Source organism: Lysinibacillus sp. FJAT-14222 (assembly GCF_001278875.1).
Classification (GTDB): domain Bacteria; phylum Bacillota; class Bacilli; order Bacillales_A; family Planococcaceae; genus Lysinibacillus; species Lysinibacillus agricola.
On record NZ_LIYL01000029.1, the window covers coordinates 1 to 25532 of the forward strand.

Genomic DNA, 25532 nt, shown 5'->3' on the forward strand with positions numbered 1-25532 from the left:
TGACTGAACATGGGGATTCATCCAATCTTTCAAAATACTAAAGTAACTAAATGCGACAACTATATTGACAAACACCGATAGTCATTTCATAAAGTTACATCAAAATTTAGTGAGTGATGAATTATCTCCTAAACAAATAATTTTATTAGATTTTATAAAAAAAAATGGCCAAGTGACGATTGGACAAATTGCGAGTTATATGAATATAACTTCTAGTGCTGTCGGACAGCTAGTTAGTAAACTTGAAGAACAGCACTATGTATCTCGGAGCATTAATCCGGAAAATAGACGTGAAATATGTGTGAGCCTTGATACTTTAGGCATTAAGTATTTTGAAAGAGAAGAAGAAATAAAACGATTTATTATCTCGAGATATTATTCAAAGCTTGAGTTAAGTGAAATCGTGCAATTGAAAGAGATTGTTCAGAAGTTAAACCAAATTGTATTAAAGGAAGGAATTATACATGAAATAAATGATAAGGGAGAGATTTAACATGATTGCATTAAAGAAAAAGCAAAATATATGGCTAGCATTTTTGTTAGTGGTACTTGCCAGTAATTACACGCTTTATAACACTGGACTCGGTGTTTCCATTTTACCACCTGAAACAAATGGCGTTGTGATGGGCTCATTAATTGATTTTGTCTTAGTTATGCCTGTTTTATTTCTGCTCTATAAAGGGAAGTTTTCTATAAAACAAGCGGTACTTTTAGCAGCTTCTGGTTGCATTGCAGCTCGTTTTATTATCCCAATAGAACATCTACAGCCGTTTGTAGCGGTGACTTGGGCTGGGTTTGCCATTGAAAGTACGATTATTCTATTAGAAATTTTACTAATTGCAACGCTCGTTCGCTATATGCCAAGAATTCTAGCGGATGTACGATCAACTACTTTACCAGATTTGTTTTCATTTCCCAAAGCAGTTGAAAAACATGCACCGAAGCATCTTATTATCCAAATGCTTTGCACAGACTTTTTAGTGATTTACTACGCTTTTGCAAGCTGGAAGAGAAAAGAGCAATCTGGGTTAACCTTGCACAAAAATTCGAGCTATATTGCCTTTATCATTATGCTTATCCATGGAATCGCCATTGAAACAATAGGGATTCATTGGTGGCTACATGAGAAATCACTTGTTCTTTCTATACTATTGCTTATTTTAAATGTATACTCTGTCCTATTTTTTGTAGCGGATATGCAGGCCATTCGTTTAAATCCTGTTCATGTAACATCTGATAAATTGTATTTGTCTTTAGGATTGATGAAACGAGCAGAAATTCGCTTTGACCAGATTGAAGAGATTGTTGAGGATAAGGAACTGTTGGAAGGAAAACTAGCCAAAGATACAATTGATTTTATAGCACGTGATTTTGAAGCGGCATATCCACAGTTTATATTAAAAATGAAGGAGCCTGTGGAAGTGACTTTTATGCTGGGGCGTAAAAAACGTTATAACAAAGTAGCCATTAAAGCCGACCAAGCACAGGAATTTAGAAACATGCTGCTACAAGGAATGGAAGATAATAGATATCAATAAACAACAGGTGCTAGCAAACTAAGCTGGCACCTGTTTTATTAGTCGGATGATATTTGTTAAAACATATAAAAGTCGGAACGGAAATCAACCTAACGTTTTGAGAAATATACAGATATATTCTAAGTGTATTGAATACATCATAATCCATTTATATCAACGTTTTGGGAATTGTAATATGGATAAAAATGTATGGCAAAGGATTGAAATTGAAATTACTTGAACCAATTTGAACCAACAAGATAGATGTTAGTTGAATACATTTTGCTAATATATTCCACTGCTATGTGTACATTTAAAGTCTTTTAATAATGGAGCTTATTAAAGTAAAGCACCCGTTAGTTGAACAAGAACCATTATTTTTATGACACATCATTATCCTATTAAGACAAAAGCCAGCATTAATGCTGGCTTTTTCACTTATCTAAAAATTATTTCCTTTTACATCATTTTTTTGAGGTATGGAATCTTTCTCCATACAAAATGACTAAGCAAAAAGCTTAGAATGATTCCTAAAAATACCGTTATAAGAAATTTAGTCCAGACTGATATTGGTAGGTCATTCAATGTATATTGAAGGAAGACAACTACTGGGACATGGATGAAATAAACAACAAATACATTGTTTGCTAACATCTTTGACCAACGATTAGCGCCGTTAACTTTCTCTCTAAATAAAATTAGAAGACCGATTACAAGTGAAATACACAGTAACGTCTCAATTAATGATCGAGCCAACGAACCGAAGTTTTGTCCACCCTTTAAAAGAAAAGGATCTATCGTATTTCCTCCAAAATACAAAATGGTCACTATTAATATTCCAATAACAAGCCAGATGTATCCTGCTCTCGCACTCATAGTTAAAAACCATTTGCGATGATAAGCCATAATGCCTAAACAAAAGAAACTCACATACTGTGGTACATGTGCAAATTCAGTTTGAATAAATCCTAAAAAAGCTGTCCAATGATCAATAGGAAACCATATCCTTGTAATAAAAGTCACTAAACTAACGACCAACCACAGGGAGAGAATCTGATAAACCTTAATGTTTCTATCAGACTTTTGTGTGAATTTCTTAGATGTAAAGAAGGTCCAGACCGAAAACACAATCGCATACACAAGTAAATGCTCTAAAAACCATAAATGGCCAAATTGCATATCAGGCCATGATGGCCCAGTCCAATTCGCGGGTTCATTACCAAGTCCAAAAAATATATTAACATAGTAAGAAAAAAATGGGATGGGTTCATAATCTCTGAAATTAATGTAATATAAATACATCAGAATAGGAATCATCACGAGAAATCCCAGTAGTAATGGAATACCAATTCTAATAAGCCGTTCTTTTAAAAACCGTTTCGGCCCTTTTCTTGAGATTGATTGGGGGAGAAAATAGGCTGATAAAAAGAAAAACAAACTCATAAAAAATGCTGCATTTACAGAGAAAAATCTGCCCAACCAATTGATAGATTCATCATCCAAAAAAAACCACCAACCACCTGGTCCATAAGCTTGTCCAGCATGGTGAGCTACTACAAGCATAATTAAAGCTATTTTTAAATTATCGATGAAATATAAACGATCACTCTCTTTTTTCACCTATAAACTCCTTTCCCACTAGAAGTTACACTGAGATAATATAAATGTATTTTTTACCACCTAAGGAAAATAAATCCATTTTTTAATCAATAACTATCCTGTCCCGTCAGTTGAACAAGCTTCGAAAATTTCATTGAATAAAAACACTTTAATATGTAATGATTCCATATTCTATATGATACATTAACTCTAATAATCATACTACCAAAACCTACATTTAATAATGCGAATATATAAATATACTTTGAAGAAAAAAAGTGAGCTGCTTCTCCCTTTTAAATATAGCCTCTCTCTTTCAGGCTAGTAAAACTGGTATCACTATTTACTACTAAGTGATCAAGCACTTTGATGCCTAGTAACTTTCCAGCTTCAGCTAATCTCTTTGTAACGTTAATATCTTCCTTCGATGGCGCTATGTCACCACTTGGATGCTGATGAGCAACAATGACACTGGATGCATTATTAAGAATTGCTGATTTAAACACCTCGCGTGGATGGACGAGTGAGGCATTTAACGAACCTACATGACAACGATGAACCGCAATAACATTATTTTTCGTATTTAGACACATTACAAAAAACACTTCACGATCATCACGTCCAATAAAGCGAGAAGCTGTCTTTGCTCCATCTTCTGGACTACGAATAATGTAGTTGACTCCCTCATCTGCCTCTCGAATAACTTGCTCAATACGAATAATCTCAAAAATGGTTTCCATCTAGATCAACCTCTCTATAATTTTTTGACCTTTTTGGTCACCATACAGAGAATCTTCGCATCGATTAATGTCAAGTGGCGTAAGTAGCAAAGCTATCAAGTGATTCGTAAATGTTTTGGGGAAGCCCAATGAATTAGGGTGCGTTAAAAGCGTTAATTGCTTTCTTACGCACCCTTATCCTACTTGGCTGACTCATAACATCCGAAGAACGAAGACCCTTTACTTAATCTTCTAATTCGTCTCTGCTTTACAGACGAATTAGAAGATTATAATTAGAAGAGCTGAAAAGGGAAAAATCTAGTCCAACTGCTACTTATAATAATCTTCATCAAGACTAGTACTTAGGGTTATTAATAATTTCATTTTTTACATTATCTTTTAAGTAATTTATCGCATCAATTTTAAATCCTAATAATTCACCATTGTTTTCAATTGCTACAAGAGGGTTTGTATAATCATGAATTAAGCTATTATTCATAAAGTGTTCCTGTATGTCATCATTAAACTTATCTTTATCAATTAATTGTTCAAATATAATCTGTAATAATTCCTCTTTCTTTTCCCTTATTTCTTCCTTAGATGGTATAGGGATTCTTTCATTCTTCATTTTGATGTATTTTGTTTTGGGTATCTTTTTCTCGTAAATACTTGGGTCAACTTTTAAATCTAGTATCTCTGCATAATTTTCAAATGTCTTTATAGCGTGATGATCTATCGTCATTTTTCGATTACCATTAATCTGTTTTACTAAATTCTCCTTTCTAAATGAAATAATTTCTTCCAAATGACTTTGCTCGTTTAGTAAAAACACGTGGAGAGAATCCACCTAAACGTAATAAAGCATTATCTATCACCGATTTTAGAAAGCTTCGTAATTACGTTTTACAGCATCCATAAGACGAATTTAACTTACTTGTATTACTTGCATTAGAAACGGGGGCGACGTGGAGAACTGCTAGCAATACGCCCAGAGAGTCTTTATGAATACGGAATAAAAGTTAGGCATTCAATTAGTCCTACTTCTGATGACACTTCATTAAAGACACAAAATGCAAAACGTGATGTTTCTATTAACAAAGAAGTATATGAACTCATTCGTAAAATTCCTGTTAAAGAGAATGGTTATACTTTCAGCTTTGGCGGTTTTAAACAGTCGGAACAATTAGCGGAGTTATTGAAGAAATTAGATATTAAGAAAACAACGTTTCACGGTTTAAGAGATACTCATGCATCGTTTTTATTTGCCCAAGACATAGATATTGCTTATGTATCAAAGCGATTAGGTCACATTAATATTCAAACCACACAGAATTATTATCTGGAATTAATGCCAGAAAAAAAGCACCAGCAAGATGCCGATGCTTTAAATCTGTTAAGTTCTTTATGAGGTTCAAGCCGATTTGAACCAACTTGAACCAAAAAACCTTTGTAAACGTTGATACAATAAGATATTGATTAACGTTTTAAGCCTTAATTTACAAGACTAAAATAATAATTAAAATAATAAGGACAATCAATAATGGCAGATCTACAAATCCCTTAAGTAATCGCCTGCTAGCAGCATGAATTTGTTCATTGGATACTTGAAAGATTGACCAAATTTTATGCTCTAAAATTTGCTGGATCACCGATTGCATCATAGAGCGTAAAGTAAAATAAAGAATTCCGAGCATGATCATTTTCGCCCATGCTGGCACAATAATGATGAGCCCAATACCACTCAATAAAAAGCGAAGATATCCTAAGCGATATTGTTTTTGGCGAAGCATCGTTTTGCAAATTAGTTCCTCTATAAAATAATCGGAACGTCGAAACATACGCTTTGAATTTTTCCATAGTAGGCGAGGCTTTTTTAATGTCGGTACTAGCTGACTTCGAAGCTCAGGAGCAATCTGGAATAAAAGACTTTGCCATTTATAAAATGCTGCTTGATCGAGCTCCACCTGTTGATCAAAATACTTAGTGTTATAGATAAAATGTTTATCATAATAGCTTGTACAATAAACAAGAAGAATTAGATAAATAAGTGAAGTAATAATAACAGGTACATACAAAAAGCAAACTGTACCGAGAATACACATAAAAATGTTGCATACTAGTTGCTGCCATTTACGAAGCTTTAATTGTAAAAGTACCTTCACAAAATTAGTCGTGAATAGTAGCAATAGTAAAGAAAGCAATTCTAATACCGTTACATGATGAACGATTATAAAGATCGGCGCTAATAGAGCAAGGCCGGAACCTAGTAAAATTAGGTGCTTACTTAGCGACCGATATAGACCGGCTCGTTTTAAGCGTATCATTTGTTTTCGGTTTTGGATTAAAAAAAGACGATCGGCTCGCTGCAAATAGGTACGAATAGTTTCGATACGTGTAATAAAAAATAACAGTACAATTAAGAAAGCTAGCGGAATATGTACGACCCACGATGTACTTATCGTTAAGAGAAAGTCTTTGTAAAGGAAAAAGCCAATGACTAGAGTCGGCACAACAACATATAAGGCGACTGTCCAATCGATAACGCTTGCCAGTAGCTTGAAATTGTGGGAGCGCTCTAATTTTCTTCGTTGCTGCACTATATTAGTCATGGTGATTTTCCTCAAGAAGTGTGTCGAAAATATCAAGAAGAGATGCTTTGTCCTGTTTTACCGCTAAGCGTAACGATGCGAGTGTACCTTGCTGTAAAATTCGACCATGATCAATTAAGATAAAACGATCACATATTTTTTCTGCCGTATCAAGTGCATGTGTACTCATTAAAATGGCGGCACCTTGTGCTTTTAATTCTTCTAAAATCGTTAAGAGTTTACGCATTGCCTGTGGGTCTAGTCCCATAAATGGTTCATCTAAAATATAGGTAGAATGTTTATCAAGAAATGCTAAAATAAGCATCACTTTTTGTTGCATACCTTTGGAAAACGTTGTTGGATAATCGTGTAGCTTATGGTCCAATTGAAAAATTTCTAGTAATTCTTTCGCGCGATTTGTTAAAGAATTCTCTTTACCAGCTACACGCAAATAGAAATCTATATGCTCCCATAATGTAAAATACTCATACAAAATTGGTCTTTCTGGTACATAGCCGTAAGTTCCTATTGTCACCTGACCATCAACTATTGGTAATACACCCATCATTGCTTGTAAGGTTGTACTTTTACCAGCCCCATTGGAACCGATTAATCCAACGAGTTCACCGCTATTTACTTGAAATTGAATGTTTGAAATAATGGCTTCGTTTTCTACATAACCACCTTTATGTATGTTAATATCTATTGTCATTCACTTCCTCTCCTAATTTATTTACGAACGGAAGAGGAAAATGTTTCAAGTTTTGAGTTTTTACTTTAGGTAAGAAATGGAGAGGCGGCAAAGAGGGAATTGTTGTACAGGGTGATATCGACCATTTTCATGCTTTTATCTTTTGTCTAGTACTCCATGCCTATCGATGGATAAAGAGAATGTTATCAACGGATAGTCTTGCAATTGCCCACCTATTTAATCTAGGTTGGCAATTGCATGTAATATGTCTTCACTGACGGCATTCCAAAATTGTTGCTGTACAGAATCACAATACATATAAAGCTCTTTATTTTGAACATGCTCATATAGCTCGGTAATCGCTTCTTTTTGAAAATGGAGTCGATGGTTTAATGCCTCTCGTTCTTCCTCAATGCAAAACGATTTATACATATCTGCGAGACGTTCAAGCTTTGATAACTTTTGTTTCGTTCCCTCATATTGTGTTTGGTGAAAGCGACCTACTGCAGAAGTCATAGCAACCTTTGATCGATGCTCGATACTTAACGTTCGTAATTCTTCCTGACGAATAGCCACGCGATACCAAAATTCATAACGAATAGGTAAGTCTCTTAGCTCGTATGTGAGCAAGGATTTTAAAATAAAACCAACTTGTTCATAAGTATCTATAATCTTTTCTGATTCTTTAAAAATACCAAACATACAGCCACCCCCGTTTAGTTTAATACTACGAACGAACAGTAAAATCCTTTAAATTTTTGATAATATTCAGAAAAGCAATGAAGTTAATAAACACTCCCTAAAAATTATTGAAACCTTAGCTACAATCATTGCGTAAATAGTTGAAAAGGGGTGAGTAGCATGTATGAATATCAATTTATACAAACACATTTAGGTGGATTTTTTAAGGATGCAACACATCGGGAAACAATCGAAGAATACGCAAAAGACGGTTGGCGTTTAGTACAAGTATTACCTATGGTTTATAATGGGCATGGAAAGCCAACAGAATATGAAATTATTTTTGAAAGACTAAGACAATCGTAAAATTAAATATAACAATATCAGCACTAGATTTTACCTCAAGGTAAGAATCTAGTGTTTTTTGTTGATGAAAAAAGTTATTGAATTATCGCAAAATTCTCTATTTTCTGCAATGAAAAGAGCTATTTTTGAAGAAATATGGAAATAGCATTTACAAAATAAAATCAAATGTGTTAACTTAAAAATTGTGAATGGTTAACTTAAAAAGAGGGGGTAGGTTAACGATGCAACATTTTTGGGTTGTTGGGACAGATACAGATGTCGGTAAAACGGTTATCACCACATTATTGATGCGTCAATTACAACAGCATGATTTACAAGTCACGCCTTACAAGCCTGTGCAAACTGGCGAAGTTTGTGACAATGGGCATTGCTATTACTACGATACAGCAATGTATGAAAAGTATTCATTACAAAGACTAAAGCAAGAAAATTTAAATGGCTATTCGTTTAAGGAAGCTGCATCACCACATTTTGCTGCACAACTGGAGGGACAGCAAATTAATGTGGAACATTTATTAAAGCAAATTCAGTTGTTACAGCAATCATACGATGTCGTAATTTGTGAAGGAGCAGGTGGACTTTTTGTTCCATTGGATACATATGGAGAAAATACACTCCTTGATGTAATCGTTCAAAGTAAGCTTCCGGTTGTTCTTGTCACACGAACAACACTAGGGACGATTAACCACACATTGCTAACACTGGAGGCTTTACATGCTCGTAATGTGGAGGTTCTTGGCATTGTATTTAATGGAGACACAGGCAGTAAGATGGAACAAGATAATGTGAAAACGATTCTACAACATCATGATTTGCCTTATGCGACAATTCCAAAGCTACAAGATATTTTACACATTGTTGACTATTCCATTTCACACACATCTTTGTTTGAAAGGTTGGTCAAATATGAAACAAGCATTAACTGAATTACAGAAGAGAGATTTACAGTATGTTTGGCATCCATGCTCACAAATGAAGGACTATGAGCAATTTCCGCCTATTGTTATTAAAAAAGGACAAGGGGTATGGCTTTACGATGAAAATAATCAACGCTATTTAGACGCTGTATCTTCCTGGTGGGTTAATTTATTTGGACATGCGAATGCGCGTATAAGCCAAGCATTAAGTGATCAAGCATTTATATTAGAACATACAATTTTCGCTAATTTTTCACATGAACCTGCGATTAAGGTGGCAGAAAAATTAGTAGCCTTAACGCCAGACGGTTTAAATAAAGTATTTTTTGCAGACAACGGCTCGTCAGCAATAGAAGTCGCACTAAAAATGAGTTTTCAATATCATATGCAAACTGGAAAAACAACGAAAAAGCGTTTTTTAGCCTTAACGGACGCTTATCACGGTGAAACACTTGGTGCCTTATCTGTTGGGGGAGTGGGGTTGTATAACGAAGTGTACCAGCCACTTTTATTGGATACCGTACGTGCACAAGGGCCAGATTGCTTCCGATGTCCTTTTCAAGAGAAGCCTGAAAGCTGCCATGCCCAATGTATACAATTTGTTGAAGAAGAGCTTAGTCAGCATCATGAAGAAATTACAGCTGTTATTATTGAGCCACTCATTCAAGCGGCAGCAGGCATGAAAATGTATCCTCCGATATATTTGAAGCGATTACGAGAGCTTTGTACAAAATACGATATTCATTTAATCGCTGATGAAATTGCAGTTGGTTTCGGACGTACAGGTACATTATTTGCCTGTGAGCAAGCGGGGATTGCTCCAGATTTTATGTGCTTGTCAAAAGGTTTAACAGGAGGGTACTTGCCACTATCTGTTGTATTAACGACTGATGATGTATACAACGCTTTTTATGATGACTACGGTACGATGAAAGCGTTTTTACACTCCCATAGCTATTCTGGTAATACACTTGCTTGTCGCGTAGCCCTAGAAGTTTTGACAATGTTTGAAGAGGAACGTGTGATCGACATGATACAAAACAAGGGTGAACGTATGCGAAAGATCGCTATGGAGGCATTTGAAGAGTTGCCGTTTGTTGGTGAATATCGACAGGTAGGACTAGTTGGCGCTATTGAACTAGTCGCCAATCGTGAAACAAAGGAGCCACTTCCGAGTGAGGAACGTATCGGTTATCAAATATATAAACGTGCTTTAGCAAAAGGCTTACTGATTCGCCCTCTTGGCAATATATTATATTTCATGCCTCCATATATCATATCTGATGATGAAATGCGTTTTATGATTGAGACAACAAAAGAGACGGTCGTGCAATTTTTTGAGGAGAGGGAGGGAGTAAGTTGTTCAAACGACAATCAACGCTGTCACTTGTCATGATTGCGCTGTTTGCCGCTTTAACCGCAATCGGTGCATTTATTAAAATACCACTACCTGTAGTGCCTTTTACATTACAAATTGTCTTTGTTTTCTTAGCGGGTTGCTTGCTCGGCAGTCGCAATGGATTACAAAGTCAGCTTGTCTACATAGGGGTTGGTTTAGTTGGTTTGCCTGTTTTTACACAAGGTGGGGGTATCACCTATGTATTGCAACCAACATTTGGCTTCCTGATTGGCTTTGCATTGGCCGCCTTAGTAATTGGTTTCATGATTGAAAGAGTGGATACGCCAACAAAAAAACATTTTATCGGTGCAAATATTGTCGGGCTCATTATTATTTATGGGGTGGCAGTACCATATTTATATGTATCTTTGAATTTCTGGTTACATATGAAAACGAGCTGGTCACATATTTTCGTAGTTGGCTTTTTAAACAGCATTGTTGCCGATTTTTGTTTAGCGATAGCTTCTGCATTTTTGGCAGAGCGCCTTTACAAAGTATTTAATTCCACAAGAGATTTAAAAATTGTAAGAGTAGAGAGGGAGAATGTCTAAATGAATTGGTTACAGTTAGCAGAGGAAGTTATTGCAGGGAAAATCATTAGCAATGAGGAGGCTCTTGCCATTTTAAATAGTGATGACGATGAACTATTGAAGGTGATGGACGGTGCCTTTGCTATTCGAAAGCACTACTATGGGAAAAAAGTAAAATTAAATATGATTATGAATGCTAAGAGCGGTTATTGCCCAGAGGATTGTGGCTATTGTTCTCAGTCATCTAAATCTACAGCACCGATTGAAAAATATCCTTTCATTACGAAAGAAGAAATTTTAGCGGGGGCAAAACGAGCATTTGACAATAAAATCGGCACTTATTGCATCGTGGCAAGTGGTCGTGGGCCAACTCGAAAGGATGTTAATGTCGTTAGTGAAGCTGTTACTGAAATTAAAGAGAAGTATGGCTTAAAAGTTTGTGCTTGTCTTGGCTTATTAAAAGAAGAACAGGCACAGCAATTAAAAGAAGCGGGGGTGGATCGTTACAACCATAACTTAAATACATCTGAACGACATCACTCTTATATTACTACGTCTCATACTTATGAAGATCGTGTGAATACGGTTGAAATTGCGAAAAAGCATGGAATCTCACCTTGCTCAGGTGCCATTATAGGTATGAAGGAAACAAAAGAGGATGTCGTGAATATTGCGCGTGCACTTCATCAATTAGACGCGGATTCCATCCCAGTCAACTTCTTAAATGCGATTGATGGCACGAAGCTGGAAGGGACAAAGGAATTAAATCCACGCTATTGTTTAAAGGTTTTAGCGTTATTCCGATATATCAATCCAACAAAGGAAATTCGTATTTCTGGTGGTCGTGAAGTCAATCTTGGGTCACTTCAGCCACTAGGCATTTATGCGGCAAACAGTATATTTGTTGGAGATTATTTAACAACTGAAGGTCAAGAAGCAAATAGTGATTATCGTATGCTTGAGGATTTAGGATTTGAAATTGAATTATCAGAGAAGCAAGAAGAAGCATTCTGTTCATAAAAACCTATGGAATTAAAATCTACTACTACTACTTAATTATTATCGAAATTGAAAAGCCGTTTGTGCGTCGTGGAAAAGGCGTACATACGGTTTTTTTCTGTTGGATGAATAAAATCGTAGAAACGTGCTCGGGTTCGTCGGGGAAACGCTCAGGTAGGAAGGTAAAGTGCCCGGGTTACCAAGAAAACTGCTCAGGTCAGTCGAAAACCCACTATTGGCAAATTAGAGATAAAAAGTGATGGGTGCTAAAACGAAAAGAATTGTTTTTATGCCTTGAAAAATCAGGTTTTCACAAATTGTTCAATGAAAGCGTTTTGAAATTGAACAGTTTGTGAAGGGCTTCACATAAAGCTTTATTTTTAAAAAAATCGGCGTAAAATAAGAATCAGGTTAGAAATTGTTATAAAACAGTTAGAAAAAGTATCACGATTTTCGGTGGTTGTTATATTACAAAAACAAATTGAAAGGGAGAATTTAATTATGTGGGTTATTACAGTATTTGACAAAAAGGACGTTCGGATTTTTGAGTATACAAACAAAAATGAGGCAACACAAGCTTTAGCTAAATTTAAGAAAAATGCCGTTTTGACATATACAAAATAATTTCAGATTTGAGCGAAGTAACCCTTTTCGACGCTATAGCGCACGAAGAGGGTTGCTTTTTACGTTGTCGGATTATCCTATTAATGAATGAGAATTGAAATCGCGCTGTACACTAATAAAAGAGCCATCACAATATTAAACGATTGACGATACTGTTGAAGTATTTTTTGAAAAGCTGAACCAAATAGAGCCCAACTAAATGTACTCATTATACCTACCATTCCTAAAAATAAAGTAAAAAGAAAATAGCTGATATAGGAAGAATAATAGGGAAGAATATAGGTTGCTACTACAGTAATGCCAAACAAAATACCTTTAGGGTTCACGAATTGTAATAAGACGCCTACTAAAAATAAGCTTCGTTTGTTTTCCTCTTCTTGATCACTATCATTTTCCTTGCTAGTTAGTACTTTATAAGCCAAATATAACATATACCCTACACCAATAATGGTCAAAGGAAATTCGATCATTGGCATGATATTTGTAAGGACCCCATTAAATAAACAACTCAAGCCCGTAATCGTTAAAAAGCCGACCCCAACACCAATACAAAATTGAAGAGTTCTTGCTAATCCATGTTTGTTTGCAAATGACATCGCCATGATATTGTTAGGACCTGGAGTGAAACTGGTAATTATTACGAATACTAAAAAAGAAAATAAAGGCATTTGTGGACCCCCTTTGAAATTGTTTGTTATAATGTCTGAAATAAACAATATAACGACCGTCTTTTTATTATACATATCGGTCGTTATATTGTACATTTCGAAGAGGGGATATTTAATGGAAGAAATTCATCTTATTTTTGCAAGAAATTTAAAGACGATTCGCGAGAAAGAAAAATTAAGCTTGGAGAAAGTTTCTCAATTGTGTGGTGTAAGTAAAACGATGATAGGACAAATTGAAAGGGGAGAGTCCAGCCCAACTCTTACAACTATTTGGAAAATAGCGAATGGGCTAAAGGTATCTTTTACTACTCTAATTAATAATCCACAGCCTGATACTGAGGTTATATGTAGAGAAGATATTCAAATACTGTCTGAGGATAATGGAAGGTATAGGGTATACCCAAATTTCCCTTTTCAAGAGGATAACCGCTTTGAAATATATACGGTGGAGATTGAAAGGGAAGGGACATTAAGCGCTGAGGCTCATAAAGATGGCACAGAGGAGTTTATCACTGTTTTTGATGGTGAACTAGTGATTAGAGTCAATGAAGATGAATTTCACTTAAAGTGTGGTGACTCCATTAGATTTAAAGCAGATCGTCCACACATCTACATGAATCCTTGTGATACGTTAACACGATTAAGTATGACTATCTATTATCCAAACTAAATGTATAAATGGGAAAGCCGTATAAGCACAACATAAAAAGTGCTCATACGGCTTTTTGTTCTTCTTATCCGGCATTTACGGGCAACCAAAGCGTCAGGTACAAACCTCAAAATGAAGGCATTAGCTGGAAGTTGAACTGCCCGTAAAAGCCCGATTGGTGAAGACTAATAATCAGAAAGAACCCACCATTGATTAAGTTTCACTTTATAAAATGCTACCTAAGCGTTTTATTCCTTCTCGGATGACTTCTGGTGTTGCATTTGTATAATTTAGGCGCATTGTATTTACACCCGTTTTAGCTGTGTAGAATGGGTCGCCAGGTACGAAGGCAACTTTTTGCTCCATCGCTTTTTGGAAGATATCTAATGACGAAGCTCCATTGTTCATTGTAGCCCAAATGAACATTCCACCTTCAGGTCGTGTATAGTCCACATGTGCGGGGAAAAACTCCTCCATCGCATTTAGCATAGCATCTGCTTGATTTTTATATAACGCTATAATTTTCTGAACGTGCTCCATATAGTCATTGTTTGCTAAATAATCATAAATGACATATTGAGAGAAAATATTTGTGTGTAGGTCTGTTGCTTGCTTCGCTGTTTCGATATGCTCCATTAATTCTTTATTTTTTGTAATGATAAAGCCAAGACGCATTCCTGGTGTGACCGTTTTAGAGAAAGAACCTAGCAAAATACTATTTTCTAATTTACCAGCACCAATGTACGGTAGTGGCTCGCCTTGGAAGCGTAATTCTCCATACGGGTCATCCTCAATTAACGCTACATCATTATATTTTGACATGATTTCGCAAATTTGCTGACGTTTTTCTTTAGAATACGTAAGACCTGTTGGGTTTTGGAAATTTGGAACTGTATACACGAATTTTACATTTGGTTGTTGTAGTGCATTCTCTAATTCTTCTAAGTTTAATCCATCATTTTCGAGTGTTACACCATAGAAGGTTGGCTCACTTAATGTGAAAGCTTGAATAGCACCTAAGTAACCAGGCTCCTCGATGACGATACCATCGCCTTTGTTAATAAGTACTTTCCCAATTAGTTCAAGAGCTTGTTGTGATCCTGTTGTAATTAATACATCGTCAGCATGAACATCTAGTCCGTGTACTCGTTGATATTTTGCAGCAATGTACTCACGTAAAGGCGCATAACCTTGTGTACCTGAGTATTGGAATAGACGACTACCATTTTCCGTAATGGCATGGTTCGCAGAAGCCTTTAACGCTTCAACTGGGAAAGAGATTGGGTTTGGAAGCCCCCCTGCAAAAGAAATGACATCCTCAGATTCAGTTACTTTCAAAATATTTCGGATGAATGAGGACGGGGTATTTAATATCTTTTCTGAAAATTGCATTATTTTTCATTCCTTTTTTCTGATTTTTTAAAAATTATATCATTGCCATCATATGCATACAATATTATCATTGTATGCAAGACAATTAAATATTGTATGCAAAAAATGAGAAAGAAGGAGCTTAGCTTAGAATATGCCAGTTAATTCGTTTGAAGAATATCCAATGAGTTGGAAACCGAATATTAGCAAAGGTTCGGCTCCATTATATATAGCAATTGCTGAACAGCTTGAACAAGATATAAAGGATGGAAAATTATCGCCAGGCACGAAGCTACCTCCTCAGCGTGAGCTAGCTGATTTTTTAGATGTTAATTTAAGCACGATCACAAGAGCTTTTAAACTTTGTGGGCAGAAGGGGCTTATTTATGCTTCTATCGGAAGTGGAACATTCGTTTCATCAGATGCGGCGACAAATAAAATTTTATTACCAACAAGTAATGCTTCTCAGATGATCGAAATGGGTTCTGTTTTACCAGAAAATCATGCTAATGAGGATATTACACGTTATATGAAAAAGATGATGAATGACCCTAATTTTAGTAAATTATTTCAGTACGGACGACCTGAAGGAAATGCGTGGCAAACGGAAGCCGCAATGAAGCTTTTGGAAAAGGTCAACTTTCAAACGGATCAACCTGTATTGCTTGGGGCAGGGGGACAAAATGCGATTGTTGGCACGTTAGCTGCATTGTTTCAACCAGGAGATCGAATTGGAACTGATCCCATTACCTATGCAGGTATAAAAACAGCAGCAAATATGCTTGGGATCCAACTAGTAGCAATCCAACAAAGAAATGGAGAAATGACAAGAGAGGGGCTATTATACGCTTGTAAAAATGAGCATATAAAAGGTCTTTATGTTATTCCTGATTTTCATAATCCAACTACCCATACAATGTCGATGGAAACAAGAAAAATAATCGCAGAAGTTGCAAAGCAGAGAGGCTTAATCGTCATTGAGGATGCGATATATAGTTTTCTGAAGGAGCAGCCACTTGCACCAATAGCCTCCTATGCACCAGAAAAAGTCATTTATATTGCCAGTGTGTCTAAAACCATTTCACCTGGCTTACGACTATCCTTTATCGTTACACCTCCAACGCTTCGGAAAAAAATAATGGAAACACTTTATAATATAAATATTTCAGTATCCCCAATGATGGCGGAGCTTACAGCAAGGATGATTCATGATGGTGTTGCACAAACAATTTTAGAAAAACACCGGTTGTATGCAAAGCAACAAAATGCCCTTGTTAATCAATATTTGGGGGATTATACCATTTTAGGAGAGGAAGAATGCATTTTCAGATGGCTTATACTCCCTGAAAAATTCACGAGTGTTCAGTTTGAATTGCTTGCATCAAGGGCTGGTGTGCAAGTGTATGCAGCTGAACGTTTTGCAGTTGGAAATGCGAAGCCGGTAAATGCAGTTCGTTTGGCAATTACTGCTCCGGAAAATCAGCTTGAACAAGCCCTAATTATATTGAAGGATTTACTTGAAAGTAATGGTGATTATTCATTTGTTGATTAAAGTAAGGAAGGCTTATAATAAAGGTATGTAAAGAAAAGTGGTGATACGATGGCGCATAAAGTGCGTATTATTTCTCATGTAAATATGAATAGTTTTTATGCGCCATTGTGCAGGCGCATAACCCCAGTCAGAAGGGTAAGCCAAAGTAAATGAGGAGATAGAATATGAATAAAGGAAGAATCATTTTACATATTGACCTTAATTGCTTCTATGCCTCTGTTGAACAAATTTACGATTCCTCATTAAAAGGGAAACCAGTAGCCATCGCGGGTAATCCTAAAGAGCGTAGAGGTATTATTATTACGTGTAGCTACGAAGCAAGAGCAAGTGGTGTTTATACAACTATGAATGTCGGAGAGGCGCGGCGAAAGTGCCCAGAGCTAATTGTCCTACCTCCTAATTTTGAACGATATAGAGCTGCGTCCAAGGCTTTTTTTAATTTGTTAAAAGAGTATAGCGAAATTCTCCAACCAGTTTCCATCGATGAAGGATATTTGCAACTTCCTATAGTGGAAGGCCAAAATGTATTGCAACAAGTACAAAATATGCAAGATAGAATTTGGAACGAACTGCAACTTCCTTGTTCAATCGGCATTGCACCGAATAAATTTTTGGCGAAAATGGCAAGTGATATGAAAAAGCCAATGGGGATTACAATACTCCGTAAGCGTGATGTGCCAACAGTATTGTGGCCGATGAATGTCATTGAGATGCATGGGGTTGGCAAAAGTACAGCGGAGAAATTGAGGAAATTAGGTATCCGAACAATTGGAGAACTAGCCGTAGCGGATGAATATGTATTAAAACAATACTTTGGCATTAATGGTCTACGTATGAAGCAAAAGGCAAATGGTGAAGATGATAGACCTGTTGATCCAGAAGCAATATACGATACGAAAAGTGTAGGGAATTCAACAACACTTTCTCATGATACGACAGATAGAGATGAATTATATAAAATTATATCAACACTTTCTGAAAAGGTAGCGGACAGATTAAAGGCCAAGAAACTTGCTGGAGTTACTGTAAGTATCATGATTCGTTCAGCTGATTGGGAAACATGTACACGGAGTAAGTCCATCAATAACGCGATTCATTCAAAAGAGGATATAGTTGAGCATGCCTGGTATCTATTTAATAAGCATTGGGACGAGGAACCTGTACGATTACTGGGCGTTACCGTATCGAATGTCAGTGATATTAAAGAAACGACACAGCAGCTAACGTTATTTAACTTTGAAGAACATATAAAAGATGAACCAATCATTAAACTGGTGGATCAAATCGAGCAAAAGTTTGGAAAAGGAACGATTTTACGAGGGTCAGATATTGCCAAACCAGTAGGGGAATATCAAGCAAATACGAGTTTTAGTAAGGACTTTTGGGATGAACATAAGTAAAAAGAAACGTATAGAGAATTTAGTTTCTTATGGATATTAAATGATTTTCATTATTGTACCTCTTAGTTAGAAAGATTAACTCCCTATTGACATAGCTTTCTTTAAAATGTTTTTTTGCATTTACTGTTATACAAAGGTTGAAGAAAACTTTTTAATCAATTTTTATTCTAAAGCTACAATATACTATCAAAGCCTTCAATTAATTGATGGCTTTGATAATTGGCAGCTTCCCATTCACGAACTTCTATTGTTTTAATTTTATCTTCAGCTATTCTAGTTTGTCTTTTAACAAGCTTCATATCTTTAAATCATTTTCTGCTTCATCTACAAATGACCAATAGAGCTGATAAAACTCGTCTGATTTTTGTTTTTCGGCTGGCGTCAGTCCGTAAGACCATTGTCCATTTACGCTTTCCATTACCTTAATCCCTCCAACGACGACATCATAGTCATAACCACCTAAAGAATTGATACTAGGACGCAACACGCCACCTGCCACAAGACTTTTATTTGTTTCCGTTTGTATATTGTCGTGTTTAATCAAATAATCCACAAGCGTCATTTCACCTATCTGTGTTGTTTCCTCTGATTCAAATTTTTTTATTGCTTGCATCGCTTGTTTGTGAAGCGTTTTTCGGTCAGGGGATACGGAAGAAATATATTGTGCGTGTAATTTATTTTTCTCGTAATGAAAGCCTTCTATGGCGTCTCGATTTGTATTTCGCATTGATTTTTCAACTAATGCTTTGAGTTGGCTGATTAATACATCCTGCGGGGGAACTTTCATGCCTTTTGTCGGGATGATGTCCCAATTCGGTGTATTTAATGAACGACTTCCTTTGAATGAAACCAGATTGACATTCGACTTCATTCCTACTTCATTTGGCGTATAGTTGCACGGTAGTTCGGAAGTCTGAACACTCTCCTGAGAATATACACCTGCTTCTGTTAAATGAGACTGATCACTTTTTATATGATTATTTTTATTCGTTGAGTATACAGGGTTAGATTGTATTTGCGATAAATTAGTGATTTTCATAACTTTATTACATCCCTTTCAAATTTTAAGCATTTGAAGTGTTCTTTAACTTTTTGTCTACTTCACACTGTATGCAGAGTAGACAAAAAGCTAGGGTAATGTCTCCAGTGAGTGTAGTTCGTAATTAGATATGTAACGTACCACTTGCAGCACCATTTATATAATTAGGTCTCATAGTGCCGTTTTTAAAAGTATTATTTGTATTCTACTATCATTTTGCTACCGAATACGGTGAACCCATCCATACCTGTCTGTTGCTTAAGAATAATTCCTTCTAACTGAACGAACCACTTTACATTAGCATCTTTATCTTTAAAAAATGTTGTTTTACTAGTAGATGTTGGGCTATTCGTTTTCTGAAACTTTACGGTAGCAGATTGACTACCGTCATAGCTAATAAGATAGTTGTCAATTGTTGTAAATTGAGATTGTGTCACTTTTATATCAGTTGGACAATAGATAGTGATGCTGACTACTTTCGATTTAGCGGGAATTACTTTGGTTAAATCAACGTATTGTCCGATAGATGTAACCTTACCGGTTTGCCCCGCGGATGTAGCGAAATCTTTAGATAGTACGCTTGTATTAGTTGGATTAGTTGCATATAACGATGTATCTAAAACGTCCTCTAAAGATACCTCAATACTTTTCACCTCATTGTCATCTGTCGTCGGTATGTATTCTGATGCAAGAGTAGTAGGCATACCAATAGACAATACCATCGCTGCCGTCAATCCTGAGTATATGAGCTTTTTCAAATTTATAACCACCTTCATATTTTTGTTAATAATACTTTTAACTAGCGCTATGAATATTGATCATACCATATTTTACATTTAAATTACAATTTTGTATTTTTTAACTTTTTTATATATATTTATACAACTGATTAAATCTGTGTAAAAAGCCACTTACTAGTATTCATCGGCAATCCATAATTTCTTTTGAATTATTTTGGTGTACTTTATAATAAGGTTAATCGTTTTATAATAAAGATTGATGAAAATTACCTTGTTTTTTTCTTAGAGGTGATTTTTTATTGGATATTTATGTTGAAATTGAAGATTGTGAAGAATTAAATTAATGGAGCGGAATAGTATATTAAAAATATGTTTTAATTCGGTAAAATTAATCTAGAGGGAAGGAAATGTAATGAAAAAGTTACACACTTGGAGATACGACGGGGGCTTAGTACAATAAGAAATGATCAAACTTTAAAATGAAACAGAAAACCGTCATTTTCGATCAATCTTTTTTTTCGAAATAACGGTTTTCTATTTATATTTAGATTGAAAGCTGCTTATTTAGGTAGAAATTTTATATGTTCGTAAAATATTCATTTTCCTTTTGTTCATAGGCTTCGCGGCGATTTTGGATTTTTTGTAATACACTGTCTAGAACATTCCGTTCAGACAGCGTTTGATAAAGGACATTCTGTACCTCTGCGGCTTCCTTGTTTTCTTCTTGGTTACTTAGAAATTCACTATATGTTCCCATATATTCATGATAGTCTATATTGGAAAGTGTCTTAGCAGCAATTTGTTTGTGCTCTGTTAATGCAGAAGTAAACTGTTTACGTGCCTCATCTGGTTGGGCAGGTATTATTTTGATTTTACCTCTTGAATCTGAGCTATCTGTGAGATCAAGGAATTGATAATCGAACGCCAATGGTTTAGCAAGAGCGATATGAGCGTGAAGAGCAACAGCATGGTCACTAAGTTTTTCGGTTACTTCACGAAGGATATCATTCCCTTTTTCAAGATAACGACTGCCATCGAGTGCAAGTACACGGCCGACTTCTTCAGAGAAAAAGTCTTGAGCAAGGAATTCCTGATCGTATCCGGTAGGTGGCAAAACTCGAAGTCTTAAGTTATTTGATACGATGTTATGGCCGTTTATTTGCATAGCTACTTGAATGTTATAAAATCCTGGGTCATCAATTAACCAGCCATTTTTCCCAACGGAAGCGAAAATGGTTTCATACAGGGATTCACCAGGCATAATTACCTTGTTCTCTAGGTTCCATAAATACTGGACATGAGGTAGTAACCGACGTCCTTGTTTTCCATCTTTTTTAACCATTACAGACATTCCGTATAAATCGGACAATAAATGTTTATTGATTGACTGAGGTTGATTTGAAGTATTAGTTAGTTTGATTTCAATAACTGTAGGTTCTAACCATTGGAATATAGGTGTTTTACGGTTAACTCTTAATTCAAGATTAAAAGAAGGGTGAATAGAAATGATCGGTTGTTCAAACCCATGATCTACAGCCCAGTCAGCATTACCCATTTGTACGAAGTGCTCAGGTGCGTGTCGCATAAACAAAAGCTCTTGATCACTAAAACGATACTCAAAGTTTTTAAAGAACTCCTTGCCACCAGCTTTACTATCAAAATTGTAAGGATAATTCATAAAGCTTAGAGCCTTTGGTTCTGGGGTAAGAGGGCGCTCCAACGGTTCCCAAGGATGACCTAGGTGTTTTTGCCAAGAGTGCAGGAGATTGAAAGCATGTCCCATCTCATGGCAAGCACACCAAAAACGATATCGCTGTACAAAAGCTTCAGGAGCGGGGTCACCTTTAGGTGGATCGGCAATAAATGAATTATTAAAAATGGCAGTCCCTTGGCGATGATTCGGACCTATGCTATCAAACATAATACCGCCCAGACCATGGCCTTCTTCAGCTTCCGAATTTGCAAAAAATGTCCACATGGACCATTGGGGCTTATTATCAAAGTGTGACCAATATACTTGCATGGCATCATGCATCTCTTGAGTGTTCCACTTTTTATCAGTCCCTGCATAGTCTTTGGAAACAATATTATTACCGTCCGATATTTTTACATCAAACCCAGTTCGTTTAAATATTTCTGCGATTGATAGAGTTTCATCCGGCAAAGATGTAGGCTTGTCTGGATGCGCGTGAGTTTGATAGGTTGTAACGGGTGTTGTCCCTTCTTCAGCATCAAATTCAAATTCCACAGGATGGAAATAAGGGGATTGAAACTGGAACGTGCTAGTTCTGTCTGTCTCCCCTCCGATCAGAAACGCGACTTCGGCAGTATGCTGTTCAGGCAATGACCCGCGTGTTATTTGTATTTTTACATTTGTATAAGGAAATGATTGTATTTCGTCTAGGTATTTATTTCGAATATTGCCTGTCCAAGTATCTGGACCATTAGCTGTTAACTTAGCAATCCAATGAATAGTAGAAGACTGGTTCGAAATAATAGTTCCGCTTGCTACCATTTGTGAGTAGTATCCGTCTACGTCAAGGCGAAGTTCCTCACGGATTTGCTGTTCGCTCCATGCATATAAACCACTAATTGGTGAGAGGGAAAAATCGCCTAAACTGGAAGGGTTAATGGCTTTTACTAATTCTTTAGCTTCGTTCGTTTTGTTTTGATCCATCTGTATTACCTCCATGTTTATTATTTTTTGTCTTTCTTCCTCAATCCCAAGAGCCACAATGCTTCATTAAAAAATCAAAATGTTTTTCAAGTATTATATATGCAGCAGTAACTATAAATATGACACTATAAATAGTAAAATAAATAAAGTGAGTGAAATGTAAGAATAATCTTATTATTTCCCGAGAAATACAAGAACGAAGAAAGAAGGTGTGGTAATGCATTATAAGGAGTACGGTGATCTACATAAGCCACTCATACTGTTGATTCATGGGGGGGGTGTTGGAGGGTGGATGTGGGATAAACAAGTCCAATATTTTTCCGATTATCATTGCGTTGTACCAGAATTAATAGATAACGAGGCTAATAATACCTCTATTTTTTCAATTGAAGATTGTGCAAAAAAGCTTCTATCTTTAATCGAAGAAAAAGCAGAAAATAAACGGGTCATAGTGGTCGGTTTTTCATTAGGGGCACAAATTGCTATTCAAATGATTAGTCTAAAGTCGCAATTAATAGATTATGCTATTATCAACAGTGCTTTAGTGACGCCTTCCCCAGTTGCAGAAAAATGGATTAGACCATTAATAAAATTATCTTTTCCCCTAATAAAAAATAAATCATTCGCAAAGCTTCAAGCGAAAACATTGTATGTAGATGATGAATATTTTGAGCAATATTATGAAGATAGTTCAAAGATGAAATTAGATACCCTTATTAAAATTTTGCAAGAAAATATGTCATTTGCCATCCCGCATGATTTTTCGAAAGCCCAATGTAACATTTTAGTAACTGTTGGTGAAAAAGAGAAGGGCAACATGAAAAAATCTGCGCTCCATCTTGTAAATAGCAATCCTAATTGCCAAGGTGTTGTGTTATCAAACATCGGCCACGGTGTCTCATTAGCGAACCCTGAGTTTTTTAACCGTTTTGTAGAAGAGTGGCTAATAGATGGTAAGTTACCAGAAGGAAAGATTATTAAATAGTACATAGTGCAAATTTTTTAGTTGATTAGGGTGGAGATAAGATTTCTCCTTGAGAATCAGAGAATATCGGATGTCCCCAGAATTTACATCCAACGCATCTAACGGGGTAGAATAGTTGAAGAAGAAGGAAAATGTTCGGATTAAATAGAATAGATAGGATTGTGGCTCTTACAATTTGGCATACAAATCGAGTGTTCAATGGAGGAATAATAATGGAAACTAATGTAATTCAAAAGATTGGACAAATTGGAGTACCAGTGAAAAATGTAGAAAATGCAATTGAATTTTATAAAGAAGTATTAGGGTTATCCCTTCTTTTTAGTACAGAAAGAATGGCATTTTTTGAGTGCAATGGGCAACGACTTCTTCTTTCACTTCCTGAAAAAAATGAATTTGCAAATTCAAGTTCAGTTATCTATTTTCAGGTCGAAGATATAAAAAAAACCTTCGAAGAATTGCTTGAAAAAGGAGTGTCCTTTATCGATCAGCCACATGTTGTTGCGAAAATGGGAAATACAGAAACGTGGATGGCTTTCTTTAAAGATACTGAAGGAAATACACATGCTTTAATGAGCGAAGTACAAATTTAATTCGTAATATCTTCTTTATTAAATGAACTGGGGCTTTACCTCAAGATGGGATTCCACAAAGATCCCATCTTTTTCTTGTTCAACAAATTGTTAAATAATCAAAGTATGAAAAAATAGGTAGAAAGTATATGAATAATTATCCCATTGACAGCGTTAGGGTAATGGGAAGGAATTTAAAATAATTAATATAAAATTAGTTAAATGATTTTTTTCTTCACTGTTAGTATTATTGTAATCGTCCCATTGTTAATACTAGAATTTGAATACAGGATAGTGCAAAATAACAAGAACATAGGAGGTATGAAATTTGAAGATCCAAAGAATAGATCATGTGGGTGTAATCGTAAATGATCTCTCTGCCGCTAAAGAGTTTTTTCTCGATTTTGGACTTGAGGTGAAAGGGGAATGGGAAATGGAAGGAGAGTTAATGGGATATGCAGTTGGGCTTAATGACGCTAAAGTAGCGTGTGTAGGATTGGGAACGACAGATAGTCAGACATGGATAGAGCTAATCAAATTTTATACACCATCAGATGAAAAAGATATTCAGCAACCCCTCGCAAATACACTGGGTATCCGACATATTGCATTTACTGTTGAAGATATTGAAGCAGTTGTTGCCAAATTGAAAAAGAAGGGTACGGAAATCTTTAGTGAGATACAGCAATATGAAGAAAGTTATAAATTATGCTACGTTCGTGGTCCAGAGGGAATTATTTTGGAGTTGGCTGAGGAAATCAAATAAGTAATGTTAATTAAAATGAAAAGAATTCTGTAATGGAAGCAGTGTTATTAAAAAAAGAAATAACAGCTCCAGATTTCTGTTTCCTTTTCCTTTTATTTACCTAACAAGAAGCTTTATTGTTTTCCCCACTATTAAAACAGGGTGCAGGAGTTTAAGATCAAGCTACCAAAGTCAAAGGAGCCTTTCTTATTGAGTTAACTTTGCGGATTAGTAAGGTAAGGTAGCTGTGACAAAGTATCATGAAAAACACAAGCCTGCCAAATTTGATAAAAAGCAGCAACTTGAAAAAATACGTACGGAGTATTTGAAAAAGAAGCAAGAACAAACAGATAAATAATATGAATGAAAACATAGGAGGACTAAAATCTCCCTATGTTTTTCTTATTCGAAGTTCTTTTTCAATTGATGATAGAGTTATTTGAATTTAAGCTTAGCTACAATTGTTATAAAAAGAATTTAAAAGCTATACATTCTAGCGTAATCCCT

The 25532-nt window shown here is 35.8% G+C and carries 27 protein-coding genes; 15 read left to right on the forward strand and 12 right to left on the reverse strand.

Translation table 11 applies throughout. From position 1 onward, the window contains the following. The first annotated feature begins 64 nt into the window (after positions 1-64). On the forward strand, positions 65-493 hold the full coding sequence (locus AN161_RS13635) for a MarR family transcriptional regulator (protein WP_053594912.1): 429 nt from the start codon (positions 65-67) through the stop codon (positions 491-493). A 1-nt stretch (position 494) separates the two neighbouring features. Then, on the forward strand, positions 495-1538 hold the full coding sequence (locus AN161_RS13640; RefSeq protein WP_053594913.1) for a hypothetical protein: 1044 nt from the start codon (positions 495-497) through the stop codon (positions 1536-1538). Between the two features lie 438 nt (positions 1539-1976). Here AN161_RS13640 and AN161_RS13645 read toward each other — a convergent pair whose 3' ends face one another. From AN161_RS13645 to AN161_RS13655, 3 genes are all read right to left on the reverse strand, one after another. Beyond that, on the reverse strand, positions 1977-3137 hold the full coding sequence (locus AN161_RS13645) for an acyltransferase family protein (RefSeq protein WP_053594914.1): 1161 nt from the start codon (positions 3135-3137) through the stop codon (positions 1977-1979). A gap of 275 nt (positions 3138-3412) precedes the next feature. Next, entirely contained in the window at positions 3413-3856 is a 444-nt protein-coding gene (gene radC / locus AN161_RS13650; protein ID WP_075807247.1) for a DNA repair protein RadC, read from the reverse strand. A gap of 334 nt (positions 3857-4190) precedes the next feature. Continuing rightward, positions 4191-4640: a hypothetical protein gene (locus tag AN161_RS13655; protein WP_053594915.1), complete on the reverse strand. Its 450-nt coding sequence runs from the start codon at positions 4638-4640 to the stop codon at positions 4191-4193. A gap of 318 nt (positions 4641-4958) precedes the next feature. On the opposite strand from AN161_RS13655, the gene AN161_RS30600 reads away from it, so the two are divergent. Further along, positions 4959-5243 carry a tyrosine-type recombinase/integrase gene (locus AN161_RS30600; RefSeq protein ID WP_241774564.1) on the forward strand — a complete coding sequence of 95 codons (285 nt, stop codon included), beginning with the start codon at positions 4959-4961 and terminating at the stop codon, positions 5241-5243. Between the two features lie 88 nt (positions 5244-5331). Here AN161_RS30600 and AN161_RS13665 read toward each other — a convergent pair whose 3' ends face one another. The 3 genes from AN161_RS13665 to AN161_RS13675 all read right to left on the reverse strand — a co-directional run bounded on the left by AN161_RS13665 (position 5332) and on the right by AN161_RS13675 (position 7816). After that, positions 5332-6444 carry an ABC transporter permease gene (locus AN161_RS13665; RefSeq protein WP_053594916.1) on the reverse strand — a complete coding sequence of 371 codons (1113 nt, stop codon included), beginning with the start codon at positions 6442-6444 and terminating at the stop codon, positions 5332-5334. After that, entirely contained in the window at positions 6437-7135 is a 699-nt protein-coding gene (locus AN161_RS13670; RefSeq protein ID WP_053594917.1) for an ABC transporter ATP-binding protein, read from the reverse strand. The genes AN161_RS13665 and AN161_RS13670 overlap by 8 nt, the downstream gene beginning before the upstream one ends. Positions 7136-7351: 216 nt before the next feature. Continuing rightward, positions 7352-7816: a hypothetical protein gene (locus AN161_RS13675; protein WP_053594918.1), complete on the reverse strand. Its 465-nt coding sequence runs from the start codon at positions 7814-7816 to the stop codon at positions 7352-7354. 159 nt (positions 7817-7975) lie between these two features. On the opposite strand from AN161_RS13675, the gene AN161_RS13680 reads away from it, so the two are divergent. The 6 genes from AN161_RS13680 (at position 7976) to AN161_RS31045 (ending at position 12630) form a co-directional block, all read left to right on the forward strand. Continuing rightward, entirely contained in the window at positions 7976-8161 is a 186-nt protein-coding gene (locus AN161_RS13680) for a DUF4177 domain-containing protein (RefSeq protein WP_053594919.1), read from the forward strand. A gap of 221 nt (positions 8162-8382) precedes the next feature. Next, on the forward strand, positions 8383-9087 hold the full coding sequence (gene bioD, locus AN161_RS13685; protein ID WP_053594920.1) for a dethiobiotin synthase: 705 nt from the start codon (positions 8383-8385) through the stop codon (positions 9085-9087). Further along, positions 9068-10474, forward strand: coding sequence for an adenosylmethionine--8-amino-7-oxononanoate transaminase (bioA, locus tag AN161_RS13690; RefSeq protein ID WP_053594921.1), 1407 nt, complete (start codon positions 9068-9070; stop codon positions 10472-10474). Before bioD ends, bioA begins: the two co-directional genes overlap by 20 nt. Next, positions 10438-11028, forward strand: coding sequence for a biotin transporter BioY (locus AN161_RS13695; RefSeq protein ID WP_053594922.1), 591 nt, complete (start codon positions 10438-10440; stop codon positions 11026-11028). The genes bioA and AN161_RS13695 overlap by 37 nt, the downstream gene beginning before the upstream one ends. Next, positions 11029-12027, forward strand: coding sequence for a biotin synthase BioB (gene bioB / locus AN161_RS13700; RefSeq protein WP_053594923.1), 999 nt, complete (start codon positions 11029-11031; stop codon positions 12025-12027). 480 nt (positions 12028-12507) lie between these two features. Then, positions 12508-12630 carry a hypothetical protein gene (locus AN161_RS31045; RefSeq protein WP_277815945.1) on the forward strand — a complete coding sequence of 41 codons (123 nt, stop codon included), beginning with the start codon at positions 12508-12510 and terminating at the stop codon, positions 12628-12630. 80 nt (positions 12631-12710) lie between these two features. Here the strand turns inward: AN161_RS31045 and AN161_RS13705 are convergent, their stop codons facing one another. Next, positions 12711-13298, reverse strand: coding sequence for a LysE family transporter (locus AN161_RS13705; protein WP_053594924.1), 588 nt, complete (start codon positions 13296-13298; stop codon positions 12711-12713). A 115-nt stretch (positions 13299-13413) separates the two neighbouring features. On the opposite strand from AN161_RS13705, the gene AN161_RS13710 reads away from it, so the two are divergent. Continuing rightward, the gene (locus AN161_RS13710) at positions 13414-13968 is read left to right on the forward strand and encodes a helix-turn-helix domain-containing protein (RefSeq protein WP_053594925.1); all 555 of its coding nucleotides are present in this window, start codon (positions 13414-13416) and stop codon (positions 13966-13968) included. 204 nt (positions 13969-14172) lie between these two features. Here AN161_RS13710 and AN161_RS13715 read toward each other — a convergent pair whose 3' ends face one another. Continuing rightward, positions 14173-15339 (reverse strand): PLP-dependent aminotransferase family protein, encoded by a 1167-nt coding sequence (locus tag AN161_RS13715; protein WP_053594926.1) that lies wholly within the window; start codon positions 15337-15339, stop codon positions 14173-14175. 133 nt (positions 15340-15472) lie between these two features. Here AN161_RS13715 and AN161_RS13720 point away from each other — a divergent pair, with 133 nt between their 5' ends. Continuing rightward, positions 15473-16870 (forward strand): PLP-dependent aminotransferase family protein, encoded by a 1398-nt coding sequence (locus AN161_RS13720; RefSeq protein ID WP_053594927.1) that lies wholly within the window; start codon positions 15473-15475, stop codon positions 16868-16870. A 164-nt stretch (positions 16871-17034) separates the two neighbouring features. Beyond that, the gene (locus AN161_RS13725; protein WP_053594928.1) at positions 17035-18270 is read left to right on the forward strand and encodes a DNA polymerase IV; all 1236 of its coding nucleotides are present in this window, start codon (positions 17035-17037) and stop codon (positions 18268-18270) included. 173 nt (positions 18271-18443) lie between these two features. Here the strand turns inward: AN161_RS13725 and AN161_RS31050 are convergent, their stop codons facing one another. From AN161_RS31050 to AN161_RS13740, 4 genes are all read right to left on the reverse strand, one after another. After that, complete coding sequence (locus AN161_RS31050; RefSeq protein ID WP_277815946.1) at positions 18444-18569, reverse strand: hypothetical protein; 126 nt, start codon at positions 18567-18569, stop codon at positions 18444-18446. Continuing rightward, positions 18566-19309 carry a hypothetical protein gene (locus AN161_RS13730; protein ID WP_053594929.1) on the reverse strand — a complete coding sequence of 248 codons (744 nt, stop codon included), beginning with the start codon at positions 19307-19309 and terminating at the stop codon, positions 18566-18568. Before AN161_RS13730 ends, AN161_RS31050 begins: the two co-directional genes overlap by 4 nt. Before the next feature lie 194 nt (positions 19310-19503). Then, on the reverse strand, positions 19504-20067 hold the full coding sequence (locus AN161_RS13735; RefSeq protein WP_053594930.1) for a hypothetical protein: 564 nt from the start codon (positions 20065-20067) through the stop codon (positions 19504-19506). Between the two features lie 559 nt (positions 20068-20626). Then, on the reverse strand, positions 20627-22726 hold the full coding sequence (locus tag AN161_RS13740) for a hypothetical protein (protein WP_053594931.1): 2100 nt from the start codon (positions 22724-22726) through the stop codon (positions 20627-20629). Positions 22727-22937: 211 nt separating this feature from the next. Here AN161_RS13740 and AN161_RS13745 point away from each other — a divergent pair, with 211 nt between their 5' ends. From AN161_RS13745 to AN161_RS13755, 3 genes are all read left to right on the forward strand, one after another. After that, positions 22938-23711, forward strand: coding sequence for an alpha/beta hydrolase (locus AN161_RS13745; RefSeq protein ID WP_053594932.1), 774 nt, complete (start codon positions 22938-22940; stop codon positions 23709-23711). Positions 23712-23923: 212 nt separating this feature from the next. Next, entirely contained in the window at positions 23924-24301 is a 378-nt protein-coding gene (locus AN161_RS13750) for a VOC family protein (RefSeq protein WP_053594933.1), read from the forward strand. Positions 24302-24608: 307 nt separating this feature from the next. Then, positions 24609-25046, forward strand: coding sequence for a VOC family protein (locus tag AN161_RS13755; RefSeq protein WP_053594934.1), 438 nt, complete (start codon positions 24609-24611; stop codon positions 25044-25046). Positions 25047-25532: the final 486 nt, after the last annotated feature.

Bases quoted from the DNA above. Each gene is read 5' to 3' on its own strand.
- AN161_RS13640 (WP_053594913.1), top strand. From the start codon at position 495: ATGATTGCATTAAAGAAAAAGCAAAATATATGGCTAGCATTTTTGTTA.
- bioB (WP_053594923.1), top strand. From the start codon at position 11,029: ATGAATTGGTTACAGTTAGCAGAGGAAGTTATTGCAGGGAAAATCATT.
- AN161_RS13680 (WP_053594919.1), top strand. From the start codon at position 7,976: ATGTATGAATATCAATTTATACAAACACATTTAGGTGGATTTTTTAAG.
- AN161_RS13750 (WP_053594933.1), top strand. From the start codon at position 23,924: ATGGAAACTAATGTAATTCAAAAGATTGGACAAATTGGAGTACCAGTG.
- radC (WP_075807247.1), bottom strand. From the start codon at position 3,856: ATGGAAACCATTTTTGAGATTATTCGTATTGAGCAAGTTATTCGAGAG.
- AN161_RS13740 (WP_053594931.1), bottom strand. From the start codon at position 22,726: ATGGATCAAAACAAAACGAACGAAGCTAAAGAATTAGTAAAAGCCATT.
- AN161_RS31045 (WP_277815945.1), top strand. From the start codon at position 12,508: ATGTGGGTTATTACAGTATTTGACAAAAAGGACGTTCGGATTTTTGAG.
- bioA (WP_053594921.1), top strand. From the start codon at position 9,068: ATGAAACAAGCATTAACTGAATTACAGAAGAGAGATTTACAGTATGTT.
- AN161_RS31050 (WP_277815946.1), bottom strand. From the start codon at position 18,569: ATGAAGCTTGTTAAAAGACAAACTAGAATAGCTGAAGATAAAATTAAA.
- AN161_RS13725 (WP_053594928.1), top strand. From the start codon at position 17,035: ATGAATAAAGGAAGAATCATTTTACATATTGACCTTAATTGCTTCTAT.
- bioD (WP_053594920.1), top strand. From the start codon at position 8,383: ATGCAACATTTTTGGGTTGTTGGGACAGATACAGATGTCGGTAAAACG.
- AN161_RS13720 (WP_053594927.1), top strand. From the start codon at position 15,473: ATGCCAGTTAATTCGTTTGAAGAATATCCAATGAGTTGGAAACCGAAT.
- AN161_RS13665 (WP_053594916.1), bottom strand. From the start codon at position 6,444: ATGACTAATATAGTGCAGCAACGAAGAAAATTAGAGCGCTCCCACAAT.
- AN161_RS13705 (WP_053594924.1), bottom strand. From the start codon at position 13,298: ATGCCTTTATTTTCTTTTTTAGTATTCGTAATAATTACCAGTTTCACT.
- AN161_RS13670 (WP_053594917.1), bottom strand. From the start codon at position 7,135: ATGACAATAGATATTAACATACATAAAGGTGGTTATGTAGAAAACGAA.
- AN161_RS13675 (WP_053594918.1), bottom strand. From the start codon at position 7,816: ATGTTTGGTATTTTTAAAGAATCAGAAAAGATTATAGATACTTATGAA.
- AN161_RS13715 (WP_053594926.1), bottom strand. From the start codon at position 15,339: ATGCAATTTTCAGAAAAGATATTAAATACCCCGTCCTCATTCATCCGA.
- AN161_RS13730 (WP_053594929.1), bottom strand. From the start codon at position 19,309: ATGAAAATCACTAATTTATCGCAAATACAATCTAACCCTGTATACTCA.
- AN161_RS13710 (WP_053594925.1), top strand. From the start codon at position 13,414: ATGGAAGAAATTCATCTTATTTTTGCAAGAAATTTAAAGACGATTCGC.